The 22,171-nt window shown below is 73.4% G+C and carries 14 protein-coding genes; 9 read left to right on the top strand and 5 right to left on the bottom strand.

Features of this window, described 5'->3' with window-relative positions; all coding sequences use genetic code 11:
* Positions 1-55: 55 nt before the first annotated feature.
* The gene (locus ACTEI_RS10200; protein ID WP_122977433.1) at positions 56-889 is read right to left on the bottom strand and encodes a universal stress protein; all 834 of its coding nucleotides are present in this window, start codon (positions 887-889) and stop codon (positions 56-58) included.
* 392 nt (positions 890-1,281) lie between these two features.
* The gene (locus ACTEI_RS10205) at positions 1,282-1,740 is read right to left on the bottom strand and encodes an SPW repeat protein (protein ID WP_164465897.1); all 459 of its coding nucleotides are present in this window, start codon (positions 1,738-1,740) and stop codon (positions 1,282-1,284) included.
* Positions 1,741-2,026: 286 nt separating this feature from the next.
* On the opposite strand from ACTEI_RS10205, the gene ACTEI_RS10210 reads away from it, so the two are divergent.
* Positions 2,027-4,351 (top strand): heavy metal translocating P-type ATPase, encoded by a 2,325-nt coding sequence (locus ACTEI_RS10210; protein WP_203723619.1) that lies wholly within the window; start codon positions 2,027-2,029, stop codon positions 4,349-4,351.
* A gap of 432 nt (positions 4,352-4,783) precedes the next feature.
* Here ACTEI_RS10210 and ACTEI_RS10215 read toward each other — a convergent pair whose 3' ends face one another.
* Positions 4,784-7,222, bottom strand: a complete 2,439-nt coding sequence (locus ACTEI_RS10215) for a glycoside hydrolase family 3 N-terminal domain-containing protein (RefSeq protein WP_122977435.1) — start codon at positions 7,220-7,222, stop codon at positions 4,784-4,786.
* Positions 7,223-7,364: 142 nt separating this feature from the next.
* Here ACTEI_RS10215 and ACTEI_RS10220 point away from each other — a divergent pair, with 142 nt between their 5' ends.
* The 3 genes from ACTEI_RS10220 (at position 7,365) to ACTEI_RS10230 (ending at position 13,256) form a co-directional block, all read left to right on the top strand.
* On the top strand, positions 7,365-8,177 hold the full coding sequence (locus ACTEI_RS10220) for a hypothetical protein (RefSeq protein ID WP_239082326.1): 813 nt from the start codon (positions 7,365-7,367) through the stop codon (positions 8,175-8,177).
* A gap of 807 nt (positions 8,178-8,984) precedes the next feature.
* A complete protein-coding gene (locus tag ACTEI_RS10225) occupies positions 8,985-11,249 on the top strand; it encodes a beta-L-arabinofuranosidase domain-containing protein (protein WP_122977437.1) in 2,265 nt (754 codons plus the stop codon).
* A 216-nt stretch (positions 11,250-11,465) separates the two neighbouring features.
* Positions 11,466-13,256, top strand: coding sequence for a CocE/NonD family hydrolase (locus tag ACTEI_RS10230; RefSeq protein ID WP_122977438.1), 1,791 nt, complete (start codon positions 11,466-11,468; stop codon positions 13,254-13,256).
* A gap of 244 nt (positions 13,257-13,500) precedes the next feature.
* Here the strand turns inward: ACTEI_RS10230 and ACTEI_RS10235 are convergent, their stop codons facing one another.
* Positions 13,501-14,445 carry an NADP-dependent oxidoreductase gene (locus ACTEI_RS10235; protein WP_122982041.1) on the bottom strand — a complete coding sequence of 315 codons (945 nt, stop codon included), beginning with the start codon at positions 14,443-14,445 and terminating at the stop codon, positions 13,501-13,503.
* Positions 14,446-15,106: 661 nt separating this feature from the next.
* Between ACTEI_RS10235 and ACTEI_RS10245 the strand changes: the two genes are divergently transcribed.
* From ACTEI_RS10245 to ACTEI_RS10255, 3 genes are all read left to right on the top strand, one after another.
* Entirely contained in the window at positions 15,107-16,216 is a 1,110-nt protein-coding gene (locus ACTEI_RS10245) for a nucleotide disphospho-sugar-binding domain-containing protein (RefSeq protein ID WP_122977439.1), read from the top strand.
* A gap of 234 nt (positions 16,217-16,450) precedes the next feature.
* On the top strand, positions 16,451-17,902 hold the full coding sequence (locus tag ACTEI_RS10250; protein ID WP_239082325.1) for a glycoside hydrolase family 43 protein: 1,452 nt from the start codon (positions 16,451-16,453) through the stop codon (positions 17,900-17,902).
* Positions 17,903-18,110: 208 nt separating this feature from the next.
* Positions 18,111-19,439, top strand: coding sequence for an ATP-dependent 6-phosphofructokinase (locus ACTEI_RS10255; protein ID WP_239082324.1), 1,329 nt, complete (start codon positions 18,111-18,113; stop codon positions 19,437-19,439).
* Positions 19,440-19,533: 94 nt separating this feature from the next.
* Here the strand turns inward: ACTEI_RS10255 and ACTEI_RS10260 are convergent, their stop codons facing one another.
* The gene (locus ACTEI_RS10260; RefSeq protein WP_122977441.1) at positions 19,534-20,133 is read right to left on the bottom strand and encodes a MarR family winged helix-turn-helix transcriptional regulator; all 600 of its coding nucleotides are present in this window, start codon (positions 20,131-20,133) and stop codon (positions 19,534-19,536) included.
* 387 nt (positions 20,134-20,520) lie between these two features.
* On the opposite strand from ACTEI_RS10260, the gene ACTEI_RS10265 reads away from it, so the two are divergent.
* Positions 20,521-21,069 carry a carboxymuconolactone decarboxylase family protein gene (locus tag ACTEI_RS10265; protein WP_122977442.1) on the top strand — a complete coding sequence of 183 codons (549 nt, stop codon included), beginning with the start codon at positions 20,521-20,523 and terminating at the stop codon, positions 21,067-21,069.
* A 115-nt stretch (positions 21,070-21,184) separates the two neighbouring features.
* Positions 21,185-22,021 carry a hypothetical protein gene (locus ACTEI_RS10270; protein WP_203723618.1) on the top strand — a complete coding sequence of 279 codons (837 nt, stop codon included), beginning with the start codon at positions 21,185-21,187 and terminating at the stop codon, positions 22,019-22,021.
* The last annotated feature ends 150 nt before the right edge of the window (positions 22,022-22,171 follow it).

The following is a 22,171-nucleotide window of genomic DNA, read 5'->3' on the forward strand; positions in this document are numbered from 1 at the left end:
ACAGGCGCCGACCGCGCTTGACACGCGCCGACCCGGCTGGGACCCGGCCGCGGGCTCAGACGCGGGCGCTCTCCGCCGGGGCCGCGGGCGCCTCGACCCTGGTGCCCGAGCGCGGCCGGGAGGCGCCACGTACCACCACGATCGGTCCGCGACCGTGGTGCAGCAGCGTCTGCGCGACCGAGCCGAGCAGGCCGTGGTACGGCTGCCGGCCGCGGGCGCCCACGACGATCAGCGACGACTCCTGCGATTCGCGGCGCAGCACCGCGGTCGGATCCCCGCCGAGCACACGGACCTGCGCCTGCACCCCCCGCTTGAGCGCCCGCGTGGCGACCACCTCGTCGAGCTCGCGGTCCCGGTCCTCGCCGACGTGGATCACGAGCAGGCCGGTCCGCCGGCTCGCGGCCTCGTCGAACGCGAAGTCGAGCAACGGGTCCGGCGCCCCGGCGCCGTCCACCCCGACCAGGATCGGACCGGCCGGGGCCGGCGCGGCCCGGGTCACCATGACGGTGCCGAAGGAGCGTGCCGCGATCTGCACCGCGACCGCGTCGGCCGGCAGGCAGACCTGGTCGTTCAGGCCGCCGTCGCCGATGACGGTCAGCTCGGCGTGGCGGCACCGGCGCAGCAGCCCGGTCACCGGGTAGCCCTCCACGAGCTCGGTGACGATCGCCAGGCCGGGCGCCGTCGCGGTGGCCGTGGCCACGGCTTGCTGGAGCAGGTCACCGGCGGCTCTCGGATGGTCGGTCGTGCAGGGCGGGCAGTTGATCGCGTGCACCAGGTGGAGCGGACATCCGCGAGTGGCGGCCTCCCGCGCGGCCGCCTCGACCGCGCGGCAACTGGCCGGCGAGCCGCTCACACCGGCGATGACTGGTGGTGAGGACGAGGGATTCATGGGTTCACCTCCGGAGCCGTGCCGTCGGCCCAGTCGTCAACTCCGACCGTAACCGGTCAGTGACGCTGCGTACAGTGTTGGGCTGCTCCGGATGCCCGGGACCCGCGTCGTGGCGGTGCGGTTCGCGGTGGGTGGCGGGATCGGCTCGGGGGGGGGGATGGGCGGCCCCGGGGGATGGGCGACCCGGGGGGATGGGCGGCCCCGGGGGGATGGGCGGCCCCGGGGGGCGGGCGGCCCCGGCGGGTGGGCGGCCCCGGCGGGTGGGTGCCCCGGGGGATGGGAGGCCCCGGGGGATGGGCGGCCCCGGGGGTGACGGGCAGGCGGCCGCCGGCCGGCCGGTGCTGGTCGAGTCCCTCCGGCTCGGCGGCGAGGACTCGACCGGGCCGGTCGGCTCAGCTGGTCTGTCTCGGGGCCGCGGTGGACTCGCTGGCCTTGAGGATCGACGCGGCGGCCACACCGAGCACCATGATCAAGGCGCCGCTGACCACATTGTTGATCATGATTGGTGCGCTGCTGCTGGACTGCTGGATGATCCACTGCGAGACGACCACCCAGGCGCCGAGCGCGGCGGTCGCCCAGCTCAGCCGCACCATGCGCTGCGGCGCCGCGGTCAGCGCCACGGCGATCACGGCGACCGCTATGCCGAGGACGAGATTGTTGACGCGTACGGCGGGTGCGGTCAGGTCGAACCCCACCACCCACGGTGAGATGGCCAGCCACAGCCCGGCCAGCAGCGTCATGCCGTCGGTGATCACCGCTGGTCCGCTCGCGGCGGCGCGCTCGTACCGGGCCTGCATCTCGACCAGGTCGGGATGTGTCGCCAGGGGCGCGTAGTGCGTCGGGTTGCTCATTCCCTTCACCTCCTCCGAGTTTCGGTTCTCGGGTACCCCGGATCGCTGCCCGTTATGACCCATAAGCAATATTATTTCGCGTCCGCCGGGCCGGGGTGGTGGTGGATCCCAGCGCATTGTGGTCACTGTCAGTAACTGTGCCGTGGAGCTCGCCATGATGGCTGCGGCTCGGGATGAATGGCCCGCATACCAGGGTATTTCGGCGGAAACGGTGAGTGTCGCCTTAGTGATCCGGGGCTCGATGGCCCTGGGATACTGCCGTACAGAGGGAAGACTCTTACGCACAGTGACTGTCGAGGAGGCTGTGGTGCGGTGGTGGCGGCGCGGACAGGTGCTGGCGGTGGCGACGGTCCTGCTGCTGGCCGCCGGAACGGCGGCGTGGGCGCTGGGCGCGGCGCCGGTCGCGGCCGTGCCGTGGGTGGCCGCCACGCTGCTGGGGCTGCTGGCCTCCACCGCGACCCTGGTCGCCGCCGTGCGCGAGCGCCGGCCCAGCGTGGACGTGATCGCCTGGCTGGCGCTGGCCGGTGCGCTGGCCGTCGGGGAGGCCTTCGCCGGCGCGGTCGTCGCCGTCATGCTGGCCACCGGCGCGCTGTTGGAGGAGCGTGCCGACGCCCGGGCCCGCCGCGAGCTGAGCGCCCTGGTGGGGCGGGCGCCCCGGACGGCGCGCCGGGTCGCCGCGACCGGACCGTCCCCGGTGCCGGTCGCCGAGGCCACCGTGGGGGACCGCCTGCTGGTCGGCTCCGGCGAGATCGTTCCCGTGGACGGCCGGCTGCTCACCGTGGCCGAGCTCGACGAGGCGGCGCTGACCGGGGAGTCCCGGCCGGTGTCGCGCGGCGTCGGCGAGGACGTACGCAGCGGTGTGGTCAACGCCGGAGCGCCCCTGGAGCTGACCGCCACCGCGACCGCCGCCGGATCCACCTACGCCGGGGTGGTGCGCCTGGTGGAGCAGGCGCGGGCCGGCACGGCGCCGTTCGTGCGCGCCGCCGACCGGTTCGCCGTCGCGTTCGTGCCGGTCACCCTGGTGCTGGCGGCGGTCGCCGGGCTGGCCGCGGGTGACCCGGGCCGGGCCGTCGCGGTGCTGGTGGTGGCCACCCCGTGCCCGTTGCTGCTGGCCGCCCCGATCGCGATCGTGTCCGGGCTGTCCCGGGCGGCGCGCCGGGGCGTGGTGATCAAGGGCGGCGCCGCCCTGGAGCGGCTGGCCGCGGGGCGGGTGCTGATGTTCGACAAGACCGGCACGCTGACCGTGGGACGCCCGGTGCTCACCGACGTGGTCACCGCGCCCGGCGGGCCGTCCGCCGGGGAGGTGCTGGGCTGGGCCGCCGCACTGGATGCCAGCTCGGCGCACGTGCTGGCCGCCGCGATCGTCACGGCGGCCCGCGAGCGCGGGCTGCCGCCGGGCCGCGCCCGGGACGTACGCGAGGTCCACGGCTACGGGATCGAGGGCGTCGTCGACGGCCACCGGGTCCGGCTGGGCAAGGCGTCCTGGGTCGCGGCCGGGGCCGGGCCCGCGTGGCTGCGGCAGACCCGGCGCCGGGCCGCGCTGGACGGCTCGATCACCGTTTTCCTGGCCGTCGACGACGAGCCGGCCGGAGCGCTGCTGCTGCACGACCCGGTGCGGCCGCAGGCGCCCCGCATGATCCGGGCGCTGCGGGCCGCCGGCATCCGCCGGATGGTGCTGCTCACCGGTGACCGGGCCGACGCGGCGGAGGCGGTCGGTCACGTGGTCAGCGCGGACGCGGTGCACGCCGACTGCGACCCGGCCCACAAGCTGGCCCTGGTCCGCGCCGAGCAGCAGCGCGAGCCGACCATCATGGTCGGGGACGGGATCAACGACGCGCCCGCGCTGGCCGCCGCCGGCGTCGGGGTGGCCCTGGCCGCCCGCGGCGCCACCGCCTCGGCGGAGGCCGCCGACGTGGTGCTGACCGTGGACCGCATCGACGCGCTCGCCGACGCGATCCTGATCGCCCGCCGCTCCCGCTCGATCGCGCTGGTCGCGGTCCTGACCGGGATGGGCGCCTCGGTGCTGGCGATGCTCGCCGCGGCGGCCGGGTGGCTGCCGATCCCGGCCGGGGCGCTGCTGCAGGAGGCCATCGACGTCGCCGCGATCGGCATCGCGTTGACCGCGCTGCTGCCCGGGCGTACGCACACCGTGCCGATGAACGCCACCGACGCCGCCGTCGCCCGCCGCCTGTACGCCCAGCACCGCGACGTGCGGTCGCTGGTCGAGCAGGTGCGCACGGTCGCCGACGGGCTCAGCGACCCGCCGTACCGGCTGTCCGGCGTGCGCGGGCTGGTGCGCCGGCTGCAGGAGGACCTGTTGCCGCACGAGCGTGCCGAGGAGGCCGAACTGCTGCCGATCATGGCGCGGGCGCTGGGCGGCGCCGAGGCGGTCGCCGCGCTCAGCCGTACCCATGCCGAGATCGAACACCAGGTCAGCCGGCTCGCGCGTACCCTGCGGGACCTGCCGGAGACCGCCGAGCCGGAGGACGTGGTCGACGTGCGGCGGCTGCTCTACGGCCTCTACGCGATCCTGTGCCTGCACAACGCGCAGGAGGAGGAGGACGCGTTCAGCCTGGTCCCCGACGAGCCCCGGGAACCGGCCGCGGTGTGAGCGGGCGCAGGGCGGCTTTCCGCCGGCTCACCCGCGGCACGCCGGCCCGGCCGGTCGGGTCAGGACAGCCACGGTGCGAAAAGTTCCGGGTCGGCGACGAATCCGCTGAACCTGACGGCCGGTACAGGTACGGCCGGCGCTGCTGCCGGGTCACCGTGAAGCCCACGGCGCCGCCAGACTCGGGGGTCTCGTCCGGGGCCAGGCACGGCAACAGCGGCACGGTCGTCTCGTCCGCCTCGACCACTGCCGCGGTCATGTCCAGCACCCTCCCCCGTGCAGCGGCATCGGCGAGGCCGGAGTTCTCCGGAAACCGGACCCAGGCGCACACGGGTCGGTACGAAGCGGCGTTCAGCTGGGGCGACGGCGCCCGGTGCGGGGAGACGCAAGCCGCGCGCACCGCACGGCTTGCGTCTCCTCATGCCCGGCGGGAGGTCACGCCACCGTGCACGCGGTGCCGTTCAACGTGAACGTGGCGGGCCGCGGATTGCTGCCGGACGACGTCGCGTTGAAGCCGAAGTTCAGCGACGCGCCCGGGTTCAGTGCCGTGCTCCACGACTCGCCGGTGGCGGTGACCGTGGCGCCGGACTGGCTGACGCGCGCCGACCAGGACTGGGTCACCACCTGACCGGCGGTGAACGTCCATCGCAGCGTCCACGGGTTGACCGCGGCCGTGCCGGTGTTGGTGACCGTGACAGCGGCGGTGAAGCCGGCGCTCCAGTCGTTGGTGGTCCAGCTCACCCGGCATCCCGCGCCGTCGGAGGGCGCGGCGGAGGTGGTCACGGTCAGCGCGGCGGACGGGGCCGACCGGTTGCCGGCCCGGTCCCGGGCGACCACGGTGAAGGCGTACCGGGAGGCGGCGGTCAGCCCGGTGGCGGTGTACCCGGCGGTGGTGGTCGAGCCGATCAGCGTGCCGTCCCGGTAGACGTCGTAGCCGGCCAGGCCGCTGCCGCCGGTGTCGGTGGAGGCGCTCCAGCTCAGCGTCGCGCCGGTGGCGGTCACCGCGGACGCGACCGGGGTGCCGGGCACGCTGGGCGCGGCGACGTCGGCCGGTTCGCCGGCATAGGTCAGGCCATATCCGTACGGGAAGAGGCCGGTCTTGCCGTCGCCCGCGTTGATCGGTTCCTGGCCGGCCGAGGCGGGCCACGTCACCGGCAGCTTCCCGGTCGGGGCGTAGTCGCCGAAGAGCACGTCGGCCACGCCCGCGCCCTCGGTGCCGGGCAGCCAGGAGGCGAGCAGCGCGTCCCAGCCGTCGAGCTGGCCGGCGATGTCGAGCGGCCGGCCGGAGACCAGCACCACGATCACCGGCACGCCGGCCGCCCGCAGCCGGGTGAGGACGGCCTGATCGGCGCTGTCCAGCCCGAACGCGCCCGGCCGGTCGCCCTCGCCCTCCGCGTACGGCGTCTCGCCGACCACCGCGACGGCCGCGCGGTAGGTGCTGTCGACACCGCTGCCGTCCCTGCTGTACGTGACGGTGGCGCCGCTGCCGACGGCGCTGCGGATGCCCTGCAGGATCGTCGTGCCCGGCACGGTGTTGCCGCTGGCGCCCTGCCAGCTCAGCGTCCAGCCGCCGCTGGAGTTGCCGATGTCGTCGGCGCTCTTGCCGGCCACGAAGATCTTGCCGCCGGTCTTGGCGAGCGGCAGCACGTCGCCGCGGTTCTTCAGCAGCACCTGCGACTTGCGCACCGCTTCCCGGGCGAGGACGCGGTGGGCGGCGCTGCCGACGGTCGCGGCCAGCGAGCGGTCGGCGTACGGCTTCTCGAACAGGCCCAGCTCGAACTTCTGGGTGAGGATGCGCCGGTTCGCGTCGTCGATGCGCGACATCGGGATCTGCCCGGCGGTGACGGCCGCACGCAGGTAGCCGAGGAAGGTCTGCCAGTTCTCCGGGACCATCAGCATGTCCAGACCGGCGTTGACGGCGGTGACCACCTCGGCCTGGGTGAAGCCGGGCTGCCCGTCGAGCTGGTCGACCCCGGCCCAGTCGGACACGGTGAAGCCGGTGAAGCCCAGTTCGCCCTTGAGCACGTCGGTGACCAGGTACCGGTGTCCGTGCAGTTTGGTCCCGTTCCAGCTGCTGAACGAGATCATCACCGACCCGACGCCGCGCTCGACGGCGGCCCGGAAGGGCGGCAGGTGGATGGCCCGCAGGTCGGCCTCGGTGAGCGCGGTGTCGCCCTGGTCCACGCCGCCGGTGGTGCCGCCGTCGCCCAGGTAGTGCTTGGCGGTGGCGAGCACCGGGTGCGCGCCGTCCTGCAGCCCGGTGATCACCGTGGTCATCGCGGTGGCCAGCGCCGGGTCCTCGCCGAACGACTCGTAGGTGCGTCCCCAGCGGTCGTTGCGGGCGACGCACACGCAGGGCGCGAAGGTCCAGTCCAGACCGGCGCCGGCGACCTCGTCGGCGGTGGCCTGACCGATCCGCTCTACCAGGGCCGGGTCGCGGGTGGCGCCCAGACCGATGTTGTGCGGGAAGATCGTCGAGCCGTACACATTGTTGTTGCCGTGCACCGCGTCGATGCCGTAGATCATCGGGATCTGCAGCGGGGTGGCGAGGGCGCCGCGCTGGTAGGCGTCGTACATGTCGGCCCATCCGGCCGGGCTGTTCGGCGTGGGCGCCGAGCCGCCACCGGACAGCACGGAGCCGAGGCGGTACTGCGTGATCTGCTGGGCGGAGACCTTGGCCCGTTCCGCCTGGACCATCTGGCCGACCTTGTCGTCGACACTCATCCGGCTGAGCAGGTCGCTCACCCGGTCGGCGACCGGCAGTGACGGGTCCTGATAGGGCAGTACGGCCGCGGCGGACACGGCTGGAGCGGCGGCGACGGTGGCCGCGACGGCCACGCTGAGCAGGGTGGCGAGCAGGCGGGATTTTCGCATGGCGGGACTCCGGGGCTGGGAGCGGGAGTGACGGCCATCGTCACACGGGAGCGCTCCCATGACAATCCGTTGACAGATCGATGACGATCTCGTCACGCCACGGCGGGGCGCGTGCTGCGTAAGACATCGATGCTGTGCAATGATGGGAGCGCTCCCAAAGATGATCAAGGAGGAACGGGTGAAGCGCATCGGCCTGCTGGTCGCCCTCTCGGCACTGACCCTGAGCCTGCCGCCCGGCGCCCCGGCCGGCGCGACACCGGGCCGGGGCGCCGCTGACTGCCGCGGTGGCGGCACGCTGTTCTGCGAGAACTTCGACCGGCTGCCGGTGGGCGGCGCGAGCAGCCTGGACTGGGGCATCGACACCCGCAACGGCACGCTGACCGTCGAGCGCCGGGCCGCCGGCAGCGGCAAGGTGCTGCACGTGCGTACCCGCGACAACGGGCGGGCCTTCCTGCGCGTCGACGACCTCGCCGCGCCGGCCACCGGCTTCTACGGCCGGATGCGGCTGCGGGTCGACGCCTTCCCGACGGCCCCCGACTGGGCGCACTTCACCCTGGTCGAGGCGACCGGCCCGGGCAGCGCCGAGGTGGTGCGCCCGGTCGGCGGGCAGTACGTCCCGACCCTGGACCGGGCGCTGTGGGGCATCGGGGCGGACGGGGGTCCCACCGGCGACTGGACCGACTGGAGCGAGTCCGCTCCGGCCGCCGCCGACGTCTGGCAGTGCGTCGAGTGGCGCCTCGATCCGGTCACGAACACGGTGACCACCTGGATCGGCGGGGACGTCGTGCTGCGGGCCACCGAGCGTGACCACGGCGGCAACGCCGTCCCGTTCGTGCTGCCCACCGTCGACACCGTCAAGATCGGCTGGCAGCTGTACCAGCCGGGGACCACGCCCGCCGGCTTCGACCTCTGGATCGACGACGTCGCGCTGTCCACCCGCCGCCTGGGCTGCTGAGCCGCCGAGCGCGGGGCGATCGCCACCGGCGCGCTGGCCGCTCCTTACCGGCGCGCTGGGCCGGTCCAGATCCGCGTCCCCGACCGGTCCTGATCCGCGTCCTTGGCCGGTCTGATCCGCGTCCCCGGCCGGCGCGCCCGGCCGGTTCGGACCGGCGTCCCCGGGCGGTCCAGATCCGCGTCCGCGGCCGGTCCAGATCCGCGTCCCAGGGTGGTCCTGATCTGCGTCCCTGGTCGGTCCTGACCGGCGTCCAGTGGCTGGTCTGCGGCGTCCGGCCGGCGGGCTTTCCCGGCGCGGCGTGCTCCGGTGAGCGCTTCGCTGCACCCGCGTGGATATCGCCTCCGCGCGGCTTGATGGGCTTTCCCGGCTCGGAACCGGCGATCCGGGGAGGTCCGGATCGCCGCCGCGCTCGCCGCGCCGCGCCGCGCCGCGCTGGCCGCGCCGCGCCGCGCTGGCCGCGCCGCGCCGCGCTGGCCGCGCCGCGCTCGCCGTCGGCTTTCCGCCAGGACCTCTTCGAGCGCGCCGGACGCTCATCATGGTCGATGCGTTGACAGCTGCGTTACCGCAGTGTTTCAATCGGCTGCGATTGAATTTGTGAGCGATAACACTCAACGCTGTGTGCGCACGGTTGTGCGAGGGCCGCCCCGGGTCGCATCGCCGTGGTCCGCCTCGGCCCGTGCCTCTGGCCGGTAGCCAACGCCGGATGGCCGATCCTGCTCGCCGTCCCGTCCGGCGCGCCGTCAGGGAGCCCGCTTCGTCCTGTTAGCGATAACAGGAGTCGTCCCCTCGTCCCCCGGAGGTCTGACCATGTCCCCGCTCCCCGTGACCCGCCGCAGTCTGCTCGTCGCCGCCGTCGGCGGCGCGGCCGGCTCGGTCCTGCCGCGCGGCGGCGCCCCGGCCGCCGCCGCAGCCGTCCCGCCCGTGCGCGACGACCTGGGCGTCGCCGCCTACCCGTTCGACCTGAGCCAGGTCCGGCTCACCACCGGCCGGCTGCTGGACAATCAGACCCGGACCCTGAACTACCTGCGGTTCGTCGATGTCGACCGGCTGCTCTACGTGTTCCGCGTCAACCACGGCCGGTCCACCGGCGGCGCGGCCGCCAACGGCGGCTGGGACGCGCCGTCGTTCCCGTTCCGCTCGCATGTGCAGGGACACTTCCTGACCGCGTGGGCGCAGGCGTGGGCCACCCTCGGCGACACGGTGTGCCGGGACAAGGCCGCCTACATGGTCGCCGAGCTGGCGAAGTGCCAGGCGGCGAACGGATATCTGTCCGGGTTCCCGGAGTCCGACTTCGACGCCCTCGAGGCGCGGACGCTGTCCAACGGCAACGTGCCGTACTACTGCATCCACAAGACTCTCGCCGGCCTGCTCGACGTGTGGCGGCTGACCGGCAACACCCAGGCCCGGACCGTGCTGCGCAACCTGGCCGGCTGGGTGGACACCCGCACCGCCAGGCTGACCACCGCGCAGATGCAGGCCATGCTCGGCACCGAGTTCGGCGGGATGAACGCCGTGCTCACCGACCTGTACCAGCAGACCGGCGAGACGCGCTGGCTGACCGCCGCGCAGCGCTTCGACCACGCCGCCGTGTTCGGCCCCCTCGCCGCCGGGGTCGACGCGCTCGCCGGGTTGCACGCCAACACCCAGGTGCCCAAGTGGATCGGAGCGGCCCGCGAATACCAGGCCACCGGCACCACCCGGTACCGCGACATCGCCGCGAACGCCTGGAAGATCACGGTCGGCGCGCACACGTACGCCATCGGCGGCAACAGCCAGGCCGAGCACTTCCGCGCCCCGAACGCCATCGCCTCGTACCTGACCAACGACACCTGCGAGCACTGCAACTCGGTCAACATGCTGCGGCTCACCCGCGAGCTGTGGGTCCTCGACCCGACCCGCGCCGACTACTTCGACTTCTACGAGAAGGCGCTGCTCAACCACGTCGTCGGCGCGCAGAACCCGGCCGACGGCCACGGGCACGTCACATATTTCACCCCGCTCAGACCGGGCGGGCGGCGCGGTGTCGGGCCGGCCTGGGGCGGCGGGACGTGGAGCACCGACTACGGCACGTTCTGGTGCTGCCAGGGCACCGGCGTCGAGGTCAACACCCGGCTCGCGGAGGCGATCTACTTCCGGGCCGGGACCACGCTGACGGTGAACCTGTTCGCGCCGTCGGTGCTGAACTGGACCCAGCGCGGGATCACGGTCACCCAGAGCACCACGTTCCCGGCCGGGGACACGAGCACGCTGACGCTGACCGGCACGATGAGCGGCTCGTGGAGCATCCGGATACGGATCCCGTCCTGGACCTCCGGGGCCACGATCAGCGTCAACGGCGCGGTGCAGTCCGTCGCCACCACCCCGGGGACCTACGCGACGCTGACCCGGACCTGGGCGGCCGGGGACACGATCACGGTGCGGCTGCCGATGCGGGTGGTCCTGCGGGCGGCCAACGACAACCCCGACGTGCGGGCGATCACGTACGGGCCGATGGTGCTGGCCGGCAACTACGGTGACGCCGCGGTCGGCGCGCCGCCCGCGCTGACCGTCTCGTCGATCACCCGGACCAGCGCGGTCGCGAACGGCGCGACCGTCGGACTGGTGCCGTTCCACGACGCGCACGGCTTCAACTACACCGTCTACTGGACCGTGTCGCCGACGTACAAGCTGGTCCATGCCGCCTCCGGCCTGGTCCTCGGCATCAAGGACATGTCGGTTGCCAACGGCGGCTCCGCCCTGATCTGGCCGGACACCGGCACGCCGGACCACCTGTGGATCAGGGTCGCCGACGGTGACGCGGTCCGCCTGCGCAACCTCAACAGCGGCAAGGTGCTGGGTGTCGACGGCATGTCGACCGCCGACAACGCGCGCGTGCTGCAGTGGGACGACAACGGCACGGCGGACCATCGCTGGACGCTGCTCGACCAGGGCAACGGCACCTACAAGATCCGCAACGGGAACAGCGGGAAGCTGCTCGGGATCCTCGGCAACGGCACCGCCCAGGGCGCTCAGGTGGTGCAGACCGCCGACGACGGCACCGCCGACAACCTGTGGCGGCTCACGCCCGCCTGAACCCGCCGTCACGACAGGCGACGGCCACTGCCGCCGCAACCCGCCGTCATGACCCGCGACGGCCACCGCCCGCCTGAACCCGCCCGTCACGACAGGCGACGGCCACCGCGCGGCGGTCCGGAACGGACCGCCGCGCCCGGGGTGGGGCTCCACATCGGACGCAAACACGCTAGCGTCAAGGCCTCCAGAGACGATGGTCTATTACTGGGAGGTCAGATGAGGATACGCACGGCAGCGGCCGCCGCCGGAGCGCTGATCACGATGGCGACTCTCGCGGTCGGTGGCGCGGCGACCGCCGCGCCGCCGTCGCCGGCGGGCGTCACGCACGAGGAGAACCCGCGCGTGCCCGAGGGCGCGGTGTGGACCGAGGCGTACTTCCCGTCCGCCGACCACAGCGGCGTCGAACTCCACGCCGACGTCCTGCGGCCGGCCCACCTGTCGCCGCGCGCCAAGACGCCGGTGATCCTGGCCGTCGGCCCGTACTTCGGCCACGCGGGCCAGACCGGGCCGGAGGGGTGGACCCGGACCGGTCCGTCCAGCCGGTTCGCCGACTTCACCAGCGGCACGAACCTCTTCGCCCGCGGCTACACCTACGTCATGGTCGACCTGCGCGGTTTCGGTGGCAGCACCGGCTGCCTGGACTGGGTGGGACCGGGCGAGCAGGCGGACGTGAAGGCCGCGATCGGGTGGGCGGCGAGCCAGCCGTGGTCGACCGGCAGGGTCGGCATGTACGGCAAGTCGTACGACGCGGTGACCGGCCTCGTCGGCAACAACCTGCGCCTGCCCGCGCTGAAGGCCGTGGTGGCCCAGGAGCCGGTGTGGAACATGTACAACTACCTGTTCAGCAACGCGGTTCCCCGGCCCAACGTGACCGGCACCCCGAACGCCTACAACAGCATCGCCACGGTCGCGCCGCTGCCCGACGACACCGAGCGCTACCGGGCCAACGCGGCGTACGAGCAGAGCCACCCGGAGTGCCTGGCCGACAACCTGACGAACAACAACAATCCCGACCTCGCATCGCGCTACTGGCGCGCCCGTGACCTCGCGGCGAACGCGAAGGGCACGAGCACCCCGCTGTTCGTCACCCAGGGCTTCATCGAGAACAACACCAAGCCGGAGGACATGCAGGAGTACCTCGCCAACCACCGCGGCGTCGAGCGGGGCTGGCTGGGGCAGTGGGAGCACGTCCGCGGCAACGAGACGAACGAGCAGGGGCAGCTGCTGCAGGGCCGCGCCGGCTTCTTCGACGAGGTCATGCGCTTCTACGACCGCTATCTCAAGGGCATCCGGCCGCAGGTCCACGACCCCGCCTTCGCCATCGAGGACAACACCGGCGCGTGGCGGGCGCAGCGGACCTGGCCGGCGCCGTCGTCGTACACCACGGCGAAGCTGCCGGACGGACGCTACGTCGACGACGGCGCCGCCTCGACGCTGGCCGCGCCGGCCGGGACCGGCGGCCGGCAGTGGGACATGGAGCACGCGGCGGATCCCGCCCCGCGCGCCGTCCGCGGTCTCGCCCCGATGGCGGCCGACGACCCGCACAGCTACCTCAGCTGGTCCACCCCGGTGACGTCCCGGCTGCGGATCACCGCCACGCCGCGGATCGCGCTGCACGCCGACGCGCCGGGCAACGTCATGGTGCGGCTGTGGGACGTCGCTCCGGACGGGACCGCGGTGATGTTCGACGAGAACGTGGCGCTGATCGAACGGGCGGGCCGGGTCGCGTTCGACCTGAAGTCCACCGACTGGACCTTCGAGGTGGGTCACCAGCTCGCCGTGCAGATCGGGACGATCGGCAGCGGCAGCTGGCGCGACACCCCGAGCGGCAACACGATCGGCGTCACCCGGGCGCGGCTGGGTCTGGCGCTGCAGAACCCCCGGTTCGACGTGCCGACGCAGGGCGACCGGTCCCCGTTCCTGGACACCTACCTGAGCCAGTACACCCGGACCTTCACCGGCGTCGGCGCGGGGACGTTCCCGCTCGCCCTCGGCAACCGGCACTGACCGCCGACCGGTGGCGGCAGGCTGCCCGGCCCGCAACCGGGCAGCCTGCCCCGCCGGGCCGGGCCGGGCCGTGCGTGGCGCGGGCCGCTCACGGGAACCGGGCAGCCTGCTCCGGCCGGGCCTTGCGTGGCGCGGGCCGCTCACGGGAACCGGGCAGCCTGCTCCGGCCGGGCCTTGCGTGGCGCGGGCCGCTCACAGGGACCGGGCAGCCTGGTCCGGCCGGGCCGTGCGTCGCGCGGCCCGGTCACGCGGCCGGCGCGACGATGACGACCTTGCCGGCCGACGTTCCGGCGGCGGCCCGGGCGTGGACCGCCGGCAGCTCCGCCAGCGGCGCCCGCTCGGCCACGTCGACGCGCAGCTTGCCGGCGTCGACCAGTCCCACCAGCCGCGCCAGCTGATCGGCGTCGCTGCGGACGAACAGGTTGATGCCGCGCACGCCGCGCTCCTCATCGGCGGGGGCGGGCATCCACACCGTGGTGTTGACCAGCACCCCTCCGGAACGGACCAGGCCGACCAGCGCGGCCAGTCGCGCCGGCTCGACCGGTGCGAGGTTGAGTACGACGTCGACCGGTTCGGTCACCGCCGCGGTGACCTCGGTGGCGGTGTGGTCGATGACCCGGTCGGCGCCGGCCGCCCGGACCGACTCGCCGCTGCGCGGGCCGGCCGTGGCGATCACGTGGGCGCCGGCGTTCTTGGCCAGCTGCACCGCGTAGCCGCCGACCGCCCCGCCCGCGCCGTTGATCAGCACCCGCTGCCCGGCGGTCAGCCCGGCGTGCTCGAAGAGCGCCTGCCACGCGGTGAGACCGACCAGCGGGAGCGCGGCGGCATCGGCCAGCGGGATGCTCGTGGGCGCCGGGACCAGGATCTCGGCCGGCGCCACGACGTACTCCGCGGCCGCGCCGGTCCCCGTCATCGGCAGGAAGCCGACGACCTCGGCGCCGGCCTCGATGCCGGCCACACCCGCGCCGAGCGCTTCGACCCGGCCGGCGACGTCGATGCCGGGCGTGTGCGGCAGCGTCACCGGAATCGGGCCCTGCATGAACCCGCCGCGGATGTTGCCGTCGACCGGGTTGAACGACGTCGCGGTGACCCGGACCAGCACCTGCCCGGCGCCGGCGACGGGCCGCTCGACCTCCTCGTAACGCAGGACGTCCGGGTCGCCGTACTCGTGGAAACGCACTGCCTTTATCGGAACCCTCATCTCTCGTTGTTGCTTCGAACTCGAAGCACTCACCGAACATAGCACGCTTCGAATTCAAAGCAACATGTTCGCCGGGTGTGACCGAGCCGACAGTTGGGTGCCGCCCGGTCGCCCACGGCGGCCGGCGGATGCGTTCTCCCAGCCGCCGGGAGAGGGAAGCGGGGAGAGGGAAGCAGAGAGCGGGGAGCCGGGAGCCGGGAGCGGGGAGCCGCGAGCGGGGAGCGGGGAGCCGGGAGCGGGGAGCCGGGAGCCGGGAGCGGGGAGCCGGGAGCCGGGAGCCGAAAGCAGGGAACGGGGAGCCGAAAGCAGGGAACGGAAAGCCGGGAAAGGCAAGCCCGGAGCGGGGTCGCCGAACACCCTGCTGATCAACGGGCACCCCGTCGACGGCACACCCGCGCGAGAACGTCCCCGGCGCCGGCCTCACGCTCTCCGACGAGGACGTCGCCGAACCGCACCGGATCGGCCGGTGGGTGAGGGTCGACGCGCGGTGGCCAGGTCGTTGATCTGCGGCCAACCGGCTTTTCGTGCGCGATAATCGGAATACAACAGAGCTGTCCAGCCCCGGGGCGGTGGGGACAGGCCGCGCTGTGGCGCGGGAGCGGGTAGCTTCCGGACAGCACCTGGATCGGGCATCCAGAGTGGTGGCGACATGCGCGTTCTTTTCCTCTCCACCGCGGGGTTCGGCACGGTGTCCCCCCTCGTCCCGCTGACCTGGGCGTTTCGCGCCGCCGGGCACGATGTCCTGGTCGGCACCTTCGGGGAGGGCTTCGTCGCCGGGCACGCCGGACTGCCGATCGCCGACATCGCCCCCGGATTCCGGATGGAGGACTACGTCGGCGGGGTCATCGCCGCCGATCCGACCCACCTGCGGCAGGGGCGTGCGGCGGCCCGCCGGCGGGACATGGAGTTCGTGGTGGCCCTGTTCGAGGGCGTGAACCGCCGGCTGCTGGCGAACGCCACCCGCCTGGCCCGCACGTGGCGTCCCGACCTGGTGGTCCACGAGGAGATGGCGGCGATGGGGCCGCTGGTCGCCGCCGCGATCGATGTGCCGGCGGTACGCGTGAGTGTCACGTTCGGCGACGGTCTGGCGATGCAGCGGTCGTTCGCCCGGCGGCTGGCCGATCTCCACGAGGGCCCGCGCCGCCCGGGCGGCGGGCTCTCGCTGATCCTCCCGCCGCCCAGCATGTTGGTCGAACCGGGCGGGTGGCCCATGCGGTTCGTGGCCTACAGCGGCGGAGGGGTACGCCCCGACTGGCTGGCCGAGCGCCCCCGGTGTCGCCGGGTCGCGGTCACCGTCGGCACGGTGACGCCCACCCTGCTCGGTCCGGATCTGATGCTGCGCATGGTCGGCGCCGCGCGCGACGTGGACGCGGAGTTCGTGCTGGCGCTCGGCGGCGCCCCGGTCGACAGCTTCGGCCCCCTGCCGCCCAATGTGCGCGCCGCCGCGTGGCTGCCGCTCGACATCGTGCTGACCACCTGTGACGCCATTGTGCACCACGGCGGGGCGAACACCGCGATGGCCGCGCTCGACGCCGGCGTTCCGCAACTGGTGCTGCCGGACTTCGCCGATCGCTTCATCACGGCGGACGCGATCTGTGCCCGGGGCGCCGGGCTGTCGGCCGAACCGGCGGACCTGACCGCCGCGCTGCTCGATCAGCTGCTGTCCGACGGTGCCCTGCGGGCCGCCGCCCGTGACGTGCGCACCGAGATCCGGCAGCTGCCCACCCCGGCGGAGATCGTCGGCCGCCTGACTCGGTGACCGGCCGTACGCAGCTCGAAGATCGTTCAGGATGTGAACTTAGCCGTTGACTGGCGTGCACCGGCATGGCTAGTCTTCGGTGACTGTCGATCTATGCCTGGGGTGGCTCCACGGGTGGCCGGCAGAGGTGGAGCACCGCGGCCCGCCCACCGCCGCACCGCTGCCGGCCGCGTCCCGCGAGACGTCGCCGACGGCACGCCGACCGGCGCGATCAACGGCGGAGAGGGAACCGACGTGCAGAGCACCAACCCCGTGCTGCCGGGATTCCACCCGGACCCGAGCGTCTGCCGGGTGGGCGGCGACTACTACCTCGCCTGCTCCAGCTTCGAGTACTTCCCCGGCATCCCGATCTTCCACAGCCGTGATCTCGTGCACTGGCGGCAGATCGGCAACGCGCTGGAGCGCCCCAGCCAGCTGCGCCTGCCGCCGGGCACCCGGTCGTCCGGCGGGATCTACGCGCCGACCCTGCGCCATCACGCCGGCCGCTTCCATCTGATCGTGACGAACGTCAGCGACGGCGGGAACCGGCTCTACACCGCCACCGACGCGGCCGGGCCGTGGTCCGACCCGATCCCGCTGCCCGGGGTGCCCGGCATCGACCCCGATCTGGCCTGGGACGACGAGGGCAACTGCTGGTGCACGGTCGCCGGGATCAGCCAGGTGCGCATCGACCCGGCCACCGGGCGTACGTTCGGCGCGCCGTACCGGATCTGGTCGGGTTCGCCCGGCGCCAAGGCGCCGGAAGCGCCGCACCTGTACCGGATCGGCGAGTACTGGTATCTGCTGATCGCCGAGGGCGGCACCGAACGCGGCCACGGCGTGGCGGTCGCGCGGGGGCGTACCCCGGCCGGGCCGTTCGAGGCGTGCCCGGACAACCCGGTCCTGACCCACCGCGGCACCGACCACCCGATCCAGAACACCGGGCACGGCGATCTGGTGCAGGCGCCGGACGGCTCCTGGTGGATGATGCTGCTCGGGGTCCGGCCCGGTGGCGGCACCCCGGGCTGGCACGTGCTCGGCCGCGAGACCTTCCTCGCGCCGGTGACCTGGGTCGACGGCTGGCCGGTCATCGGTGAGCCGGGGGCGCCGGCACCCGGGTCCGGCGCGCCCGTGCGGGACGACTTCGACTCCGCCGACCTCGACCCGTGCTGGATCTCGCCGCGGCACCGCCCGGCGCAGCGGTACACGACCGCGGAGCGGGCCGGATGGCTGACCCTGCACGCCGCCGGCCCCCTCGACGACCTCGACGTGACCTTTCTCGGCCGCCGCCAGCAGCACCTGTCCTGCCGGGTCCGGGCCCGGGTCGACGCGGCCGAGGGGCGGGGCGGGCTCGCCGTCCGCCTGGACGAACGCCACCACTACGAGATCGAGGCGGCCGCCGGGCACGTCGCGGTGCGCGCCCGGATCGGCCCGCTGAACACCGTCGTGGCCGACCGGCGGGTGCCCGACGGGCCGGTCGTGCTGCGCATCGACGTCGTCGCCGGTGAGGTACGGGATCCGCGCGACGGCCCGGACACGCTCGCCTTCGGGGTCGAGGAGCCGGACGGCGCCTGCGCCGTGCTGGCCACGCTCGACGGCCGGTATCTGTCCACCGAGGTCGCCGGCGGGTTCACCGGCCGGGTGATCGGCATGTACGCGGTGGCCGGAACCGTGCACGTCGACTGGCTGGACTACCAGCCGCGCTGACCGGTCCGGCAGCCGTCACGCCCCGCGTCCGCCGCCGACGGCGAGCCGCGACCGCCGGCCGGCCGCAGCCACGTGACCGAGGCGACTCCGCGACCCGCCCACCCGGGATGCCCACAGGCCGCTGAGTATGCTCCAGCTGCTGCTAGCCGGGTGACTCGGTTGACGCCGTCCGCCGATCCCGCAGCACGTACGGTATCCGGAGGACGCGTTGCCGACGATCGAAGCCTCGGACCTGGTGGTCCGCACTCTTGGCCCCTGCCGGATCGACTCCCCGTTGGCCCCCGTGCTCGACGGTCGGCGCAGCTCCCTGCACTGCGTCGACGAGGACGATCTGGTGCTCTTCGACGACACCCGCAGCATGGCGGCGGCCCGCGGCACCGGCCCGGACCAGCTGCCGGGCTTCGAGCCGGCCGGTCCGCGCCGGCGCATCTACTTCGACCCGGCCAAGACCCGGGTCGGCATCGTCACCTGCGGCGGCCTCTGCCCCGGGCTCAACGACGTCATCCGCGCCCTGGTCCTGGAGCTGACCTCGCGTTACGGGGTGAACCGCATCTTCGGCTTCCGCAACGGATACCAGGGTTTCATCCCCCGCTACGGGCACGGTGTGATCGATCTGACGCCGGAGGTGGTGGCGAGCATCAACGAGGACGGCGGGACGATCCTCGGCTCCTCTCGCGGTCAGCAGGACCCCAACGAGGTGGTCGACTGCCTGGACCGGATGAGCATCAACATCCTGTTCGTCATCGGCGGCGACGGCTCGATGCGCGGCGCGATGGAGATCGCCCGGGTCATCGCCGAGCGGGACGAGAAGATCGCGGTGGTCTGCATCCCGAAGACCATCGACAACGACATCCCGTTCATCGACCGCAGCTTCGGCTTCCAGACCGCGTTCTCCGAGGCCGCCGAGGCGATCCGGGTGGCGCACGTGGAGGCCACCTCGGCGCCGAACGGGGTCGGCGTGGTCAACGTGATGGGCCGGCACTCCGGTTTCATCGCCCTGTACGCGGCGCTGGCCAACAGCGACGCGGACATCGTGCTGATCCCCGAGGTGCCCCTCAAGCTGGAGGGCGAGCACGGGCTCCTGCCCTACCTGCACCGCCGGGTCATCGACCGCGGGCACGCGGTGGTGGTCGTGGCCGAGGGCGCCGGGCAGGACCTGCTGGCCGGGGAGCCGTACGCGACCGACGCGTCGGGCAACGTCAAACTGCGCGACATCGGCCCCTACCTGTGTCAGCGGATCAACGACTGGTTCGACGCCCGCAACACCGAGCTGAACGTCAAGTACATCGACCCCAGCTACATGATCCGCGGCGTGCCGGCCAACCCGTACGACAGCGTCTACTGCATCCGGCTCGCGCACGCCGCGGTGCACGCCGCGATGGCCGGGCGGACCGAGGTGGTGGTGGGCCGCTGGCACCGCCGCTTCGTCCACGTGCCGATCCAGCTCGCGGTCAGCCACCGCAACCAGGTCGACCCGAACAGCGACCTGTGGCTGTCCCTGCTGGAGACCACCGGGCAGCCGGCGAGCTTCGGCTGAGCCGGTCGCGCGGCGGGACGTCCACCGGGCGTCCCGCGCCGCGCGGCCGGGACGGCAGTCCGAGTCCGGACCTGCCTGCGGCGCGGCGCCCCGGTCACGCGGTCTCGTGGTCGGGGCAGGTCACGCGCAGCTCGGCGTCGCCGAACGGCGTGTCGACGAAGTTGCAGTGGTGCGGCCGGTCCGGGTTGTCGGGGTGTGCGCGCGGGACGAAGAAGCGGCACGTCAGACACATCTGCGAGATCGGGATCGCGCGGCGTTCCTGCAGCTCGCGCATCAGGGTGGTGGTGCCGCGCAGCATGGCGGCGAAGTCGCTGGGCGACAGCGCCGCCACGGCGCCGCTGAGGGTCTCCGACTGACTTCTCAGCCGGTCGGCCTCCTCGCGGCCCAGCGGCGTCAGGCCGAGCAGCAGCGCCCGGGCGTCCCCGGGATCGCGGCTTCCTTCCAGCAGTTCCTTCTTCCGCAGGACCTTGACGGCGTCGGAGACGGTCGGCGGCGTCGAGGCGAGAGCCGTGACGATCTCCCCTTGGCGGATCGGATGCGGCTTGCCGTGCAGCAGGGTGACGATGTCGGCCTGCAGCGGCGACAGATTGTGCGGTCCGGCGTTGCGCCACGCCTCCATACGGACGGCTTGACCGAGACGGGCCAGGCCGATCAGCAGCTGGCTGACCGATGGCGGTCCGGGCACCTCGGACATGCGAACCGCTCCTCCTCCGAACCGTTCCCCCGCCAGTTGTTCCCACGCCCACCGTTGCTTCGCCGGCCGTGTTGCTTTGCCAGCTCTTGCTTCACCAACGGGCGCTTCACCAGCTGGCGCTTCACCAGCTGGCGCTTCACCAACCGGGTCTTCTTCGGTGCGCCTGCGACCAGCGCTTTTCCCATTCTACGGGGTACTTGGCAGGGACAAGAACCGTGTCGGCGGCGGTGATCGGACGCTAGCGACCCGCGCCGTCCCAGCCGCGGGCGGGGCGTGCCGGGGCGGCCACAGTGTTCCAGCCCACAGGGCGGTCGTCTTGTGCCGGGGACACCCGTCGTCGCTATATTTGGCAGTGCCAAGTAAACCGGACCATCGTAGGGAGAAGTCATGTCTCGTATCGCCACCGTCGACCCCGCCACCGCCGAGGGCCAGGCCCGCACCCTGCTCGGTCGCGTCGAGCGCGCCCTCGGCGTCACTCCGAACATGATGCGCGCGATGGCGACCTCGCCCGCCGTGCTCGACGCCTACCTGCAGTTCTCCGGCGCGCTGTCCAAGGGCCTGCTGCCGGCCCGGGTGCAGGAGCAGATCGCCCTGGTCGCCGCCGTGCAGAACGAGTGCGGTTACTGCCTCGCCGCGCACACCGTGCTCGGCGCCAGGGCCGGCGTGTCCGAGGACGACCTGGTCGCCGGCCGGGACGCCCGCGCCTCGGACCCCAGGGCGGAGGCCGCGCTCACCTTTGCCAAGCGGGTCATCGCCAGCAAGGGTTTCGTCACCGACGAGGATCTCGCCGCGGTCCGCGAGGCCGGCTACCGCGACGGCGAGATCGGCGAGATCGTCGCCGCGGTAGCGCTCAACACCTTCACCAACTACTTCAACTCGGTCGCCCAGACCACCCTCGACTTCCCGGCCGTCGAGGGTGTCGCCATCCGCCACTGACCCACCCCGGGCCCGGCGAGGCGCCGGCCGGCCATCTCGACGGCGGCGCTCCGCACCGCGCCGACGTGTGCCCCAAAGAATTGGCAGTGCCAACCACATGACAGGAGACCAGACCATGACCCGACTGCCGATCCGGTCCACCCGCCGCGTCGTCGTCCCCGCGGCCGTCGCGGTGGCGGCCGTCGCGGCGACGGTGCTCGCCGGCGCCCGCCCGGACGCCGCCGCCGAAGCCGCCCCGCAGCCGGTGGCGGCCGTCGCGCACGACCACCGCGCCCACCACCACGGCCCGGGCATCGTCTCCGCGCCCGGCGACACCGAACCCGCCGCCTTCGACCTGGTCAAGACCACGGTCCGGCGGCAGGGCGACAGGATCGTCTTCACCGAGCAGGTCCGTGGCCGGGCCGGGTCGGTGAAACCGGAGCCAGTGGGGCAATTCGCCGGCAGCTCCGTGCTCAGCTACGTGTGGCCGATCTCGCTCAACGCGGACACCGTCGGCTTCCCCGCCGACAGCGGCGTGCTGGCGATGGCCGCGACCAGCCACCCCGACTTCGACGACACGCCGCTGGCCGACGAGAACCGCAACGGCAGCAAGGACGACGACGGTGGCCTGTGGCACTCCCACTGGGTGGTGCTCGTGCCGGACACCACCCGGGCGGACGGGGCGCTGAAGGTCCGCGACATCCTGCCGGGGGAGCGGCCGCGGCTGCCCAGGACCTGGCCGGGCGCGCCGATCTACCTGGACAGCCCGTCGTACCCGACGACCGTGACCGGGCGGACCGTGCGCATCGAGGTGCCGCTGGCCGCGCTCGGTTTCCCGGAGACCTTCCGGTACGACGGCGTCACCGCGGCCCTGAAGGTCAACGCCGACCTGCACGACCCGCTGCTGCGGGTCGAGAACCCCTTCGACGTGGCCTCCGGCGACCTGTCTCTGCCCGGAACGTTCTGGCGTTGACCCGCCCGGTGGCCGTCCCCCGGCACCCGGCCGGGACCGGGGCCGGTCACCGCCGCGTCCCCGGCCCGGCCCGCGCGGCGGGCCGGACCGGCACCCCCCGCCGGGCGCGCCCGCGTCCGGCGGGGGGTGCCGTCCTGGTGGAGAACTATC

The organism is Actinoplanes teichomyceticus ATCC 31121, from assembly GCF_003711105.1.
Taxonomy (GTDB): Bacteria; Actinomycetota; Actinomycetes; order Mycobacteriales; family Micromonosporaceae; genus Actinoplanes; species Actinoplanes teichomyceticus.

Coding starts and splice junctions, on each gene's coding strand:
- ACTEI_RS10245 (WP_122977439.1), top strand. CDS start 15,107: ATGCGCGTTCTTTTCCTCTCCACCGCGGGGTTCGGCACGGTGTCCCCC.
- ACTEI_RS10220 (WP_239082326.1), top strand. CDS start 7,365: ATGGGAGCGCTCCCAAAGATGATCAAGGAGGAACGGGTGAAGCGCATC.
- ACTEI_RS10215 (WP_122977435.1), bottom strand. CDS start 7,222: ATGCGAAAATCCCGCCTGCTCGCCACCCTGCTCAGCGTGGCCGTCGCG.
- ACTEI_RS10270 (WP_203723618.1), top strand. CDS start 21,185: ATGACCCGACTGCCGATCCGGTCCACCCGCCGCGTCGTCGTCCCCGCG.
- ACTEI_RS10205 (WP_164465897.1), bottom strand. CDS start 1,740: ATGAGCAACCCGACGCACTACGCGCCCCTGGCGACACATCCCGACCTG.
- ACTEI_RS10225 (WP_122977437.1), top strand. CDS start 8,985: ATGTCCCCGCTCCCCGTGACCCGCCGCAGTCTGCTCGTCGCCGCCGTC.
- ACTEI_RS10260 (WP_122977441.1), bottom strand. CDS start 20,133: ATGTCCGAGGTGCCCGGACCGCCATCGGTCAGCCAGCTGCTGATCGGC.
- ACTEI_RS10200 (WP_122977433.1), bottom strand. CDS start 889: ATGAATCCCTCGTCCTCACCACCAGTCATCGCCGGTGTGAGCGGCTCG.
- ACTEI_RS10230 (WP_122977438.1), top strand. CDS start 11,466: ATGAGGATACGCACGGCAGCGGCCGCCGCCGGAGCGCTGATCACGATG.
- ACTEI_RS10265 (WP_122977442.1), top strand. CDS start 20,521: ATGTCTCGTATCGCCACCGTCGACCCCGCCACCGCCGAGGGCCAGGCC.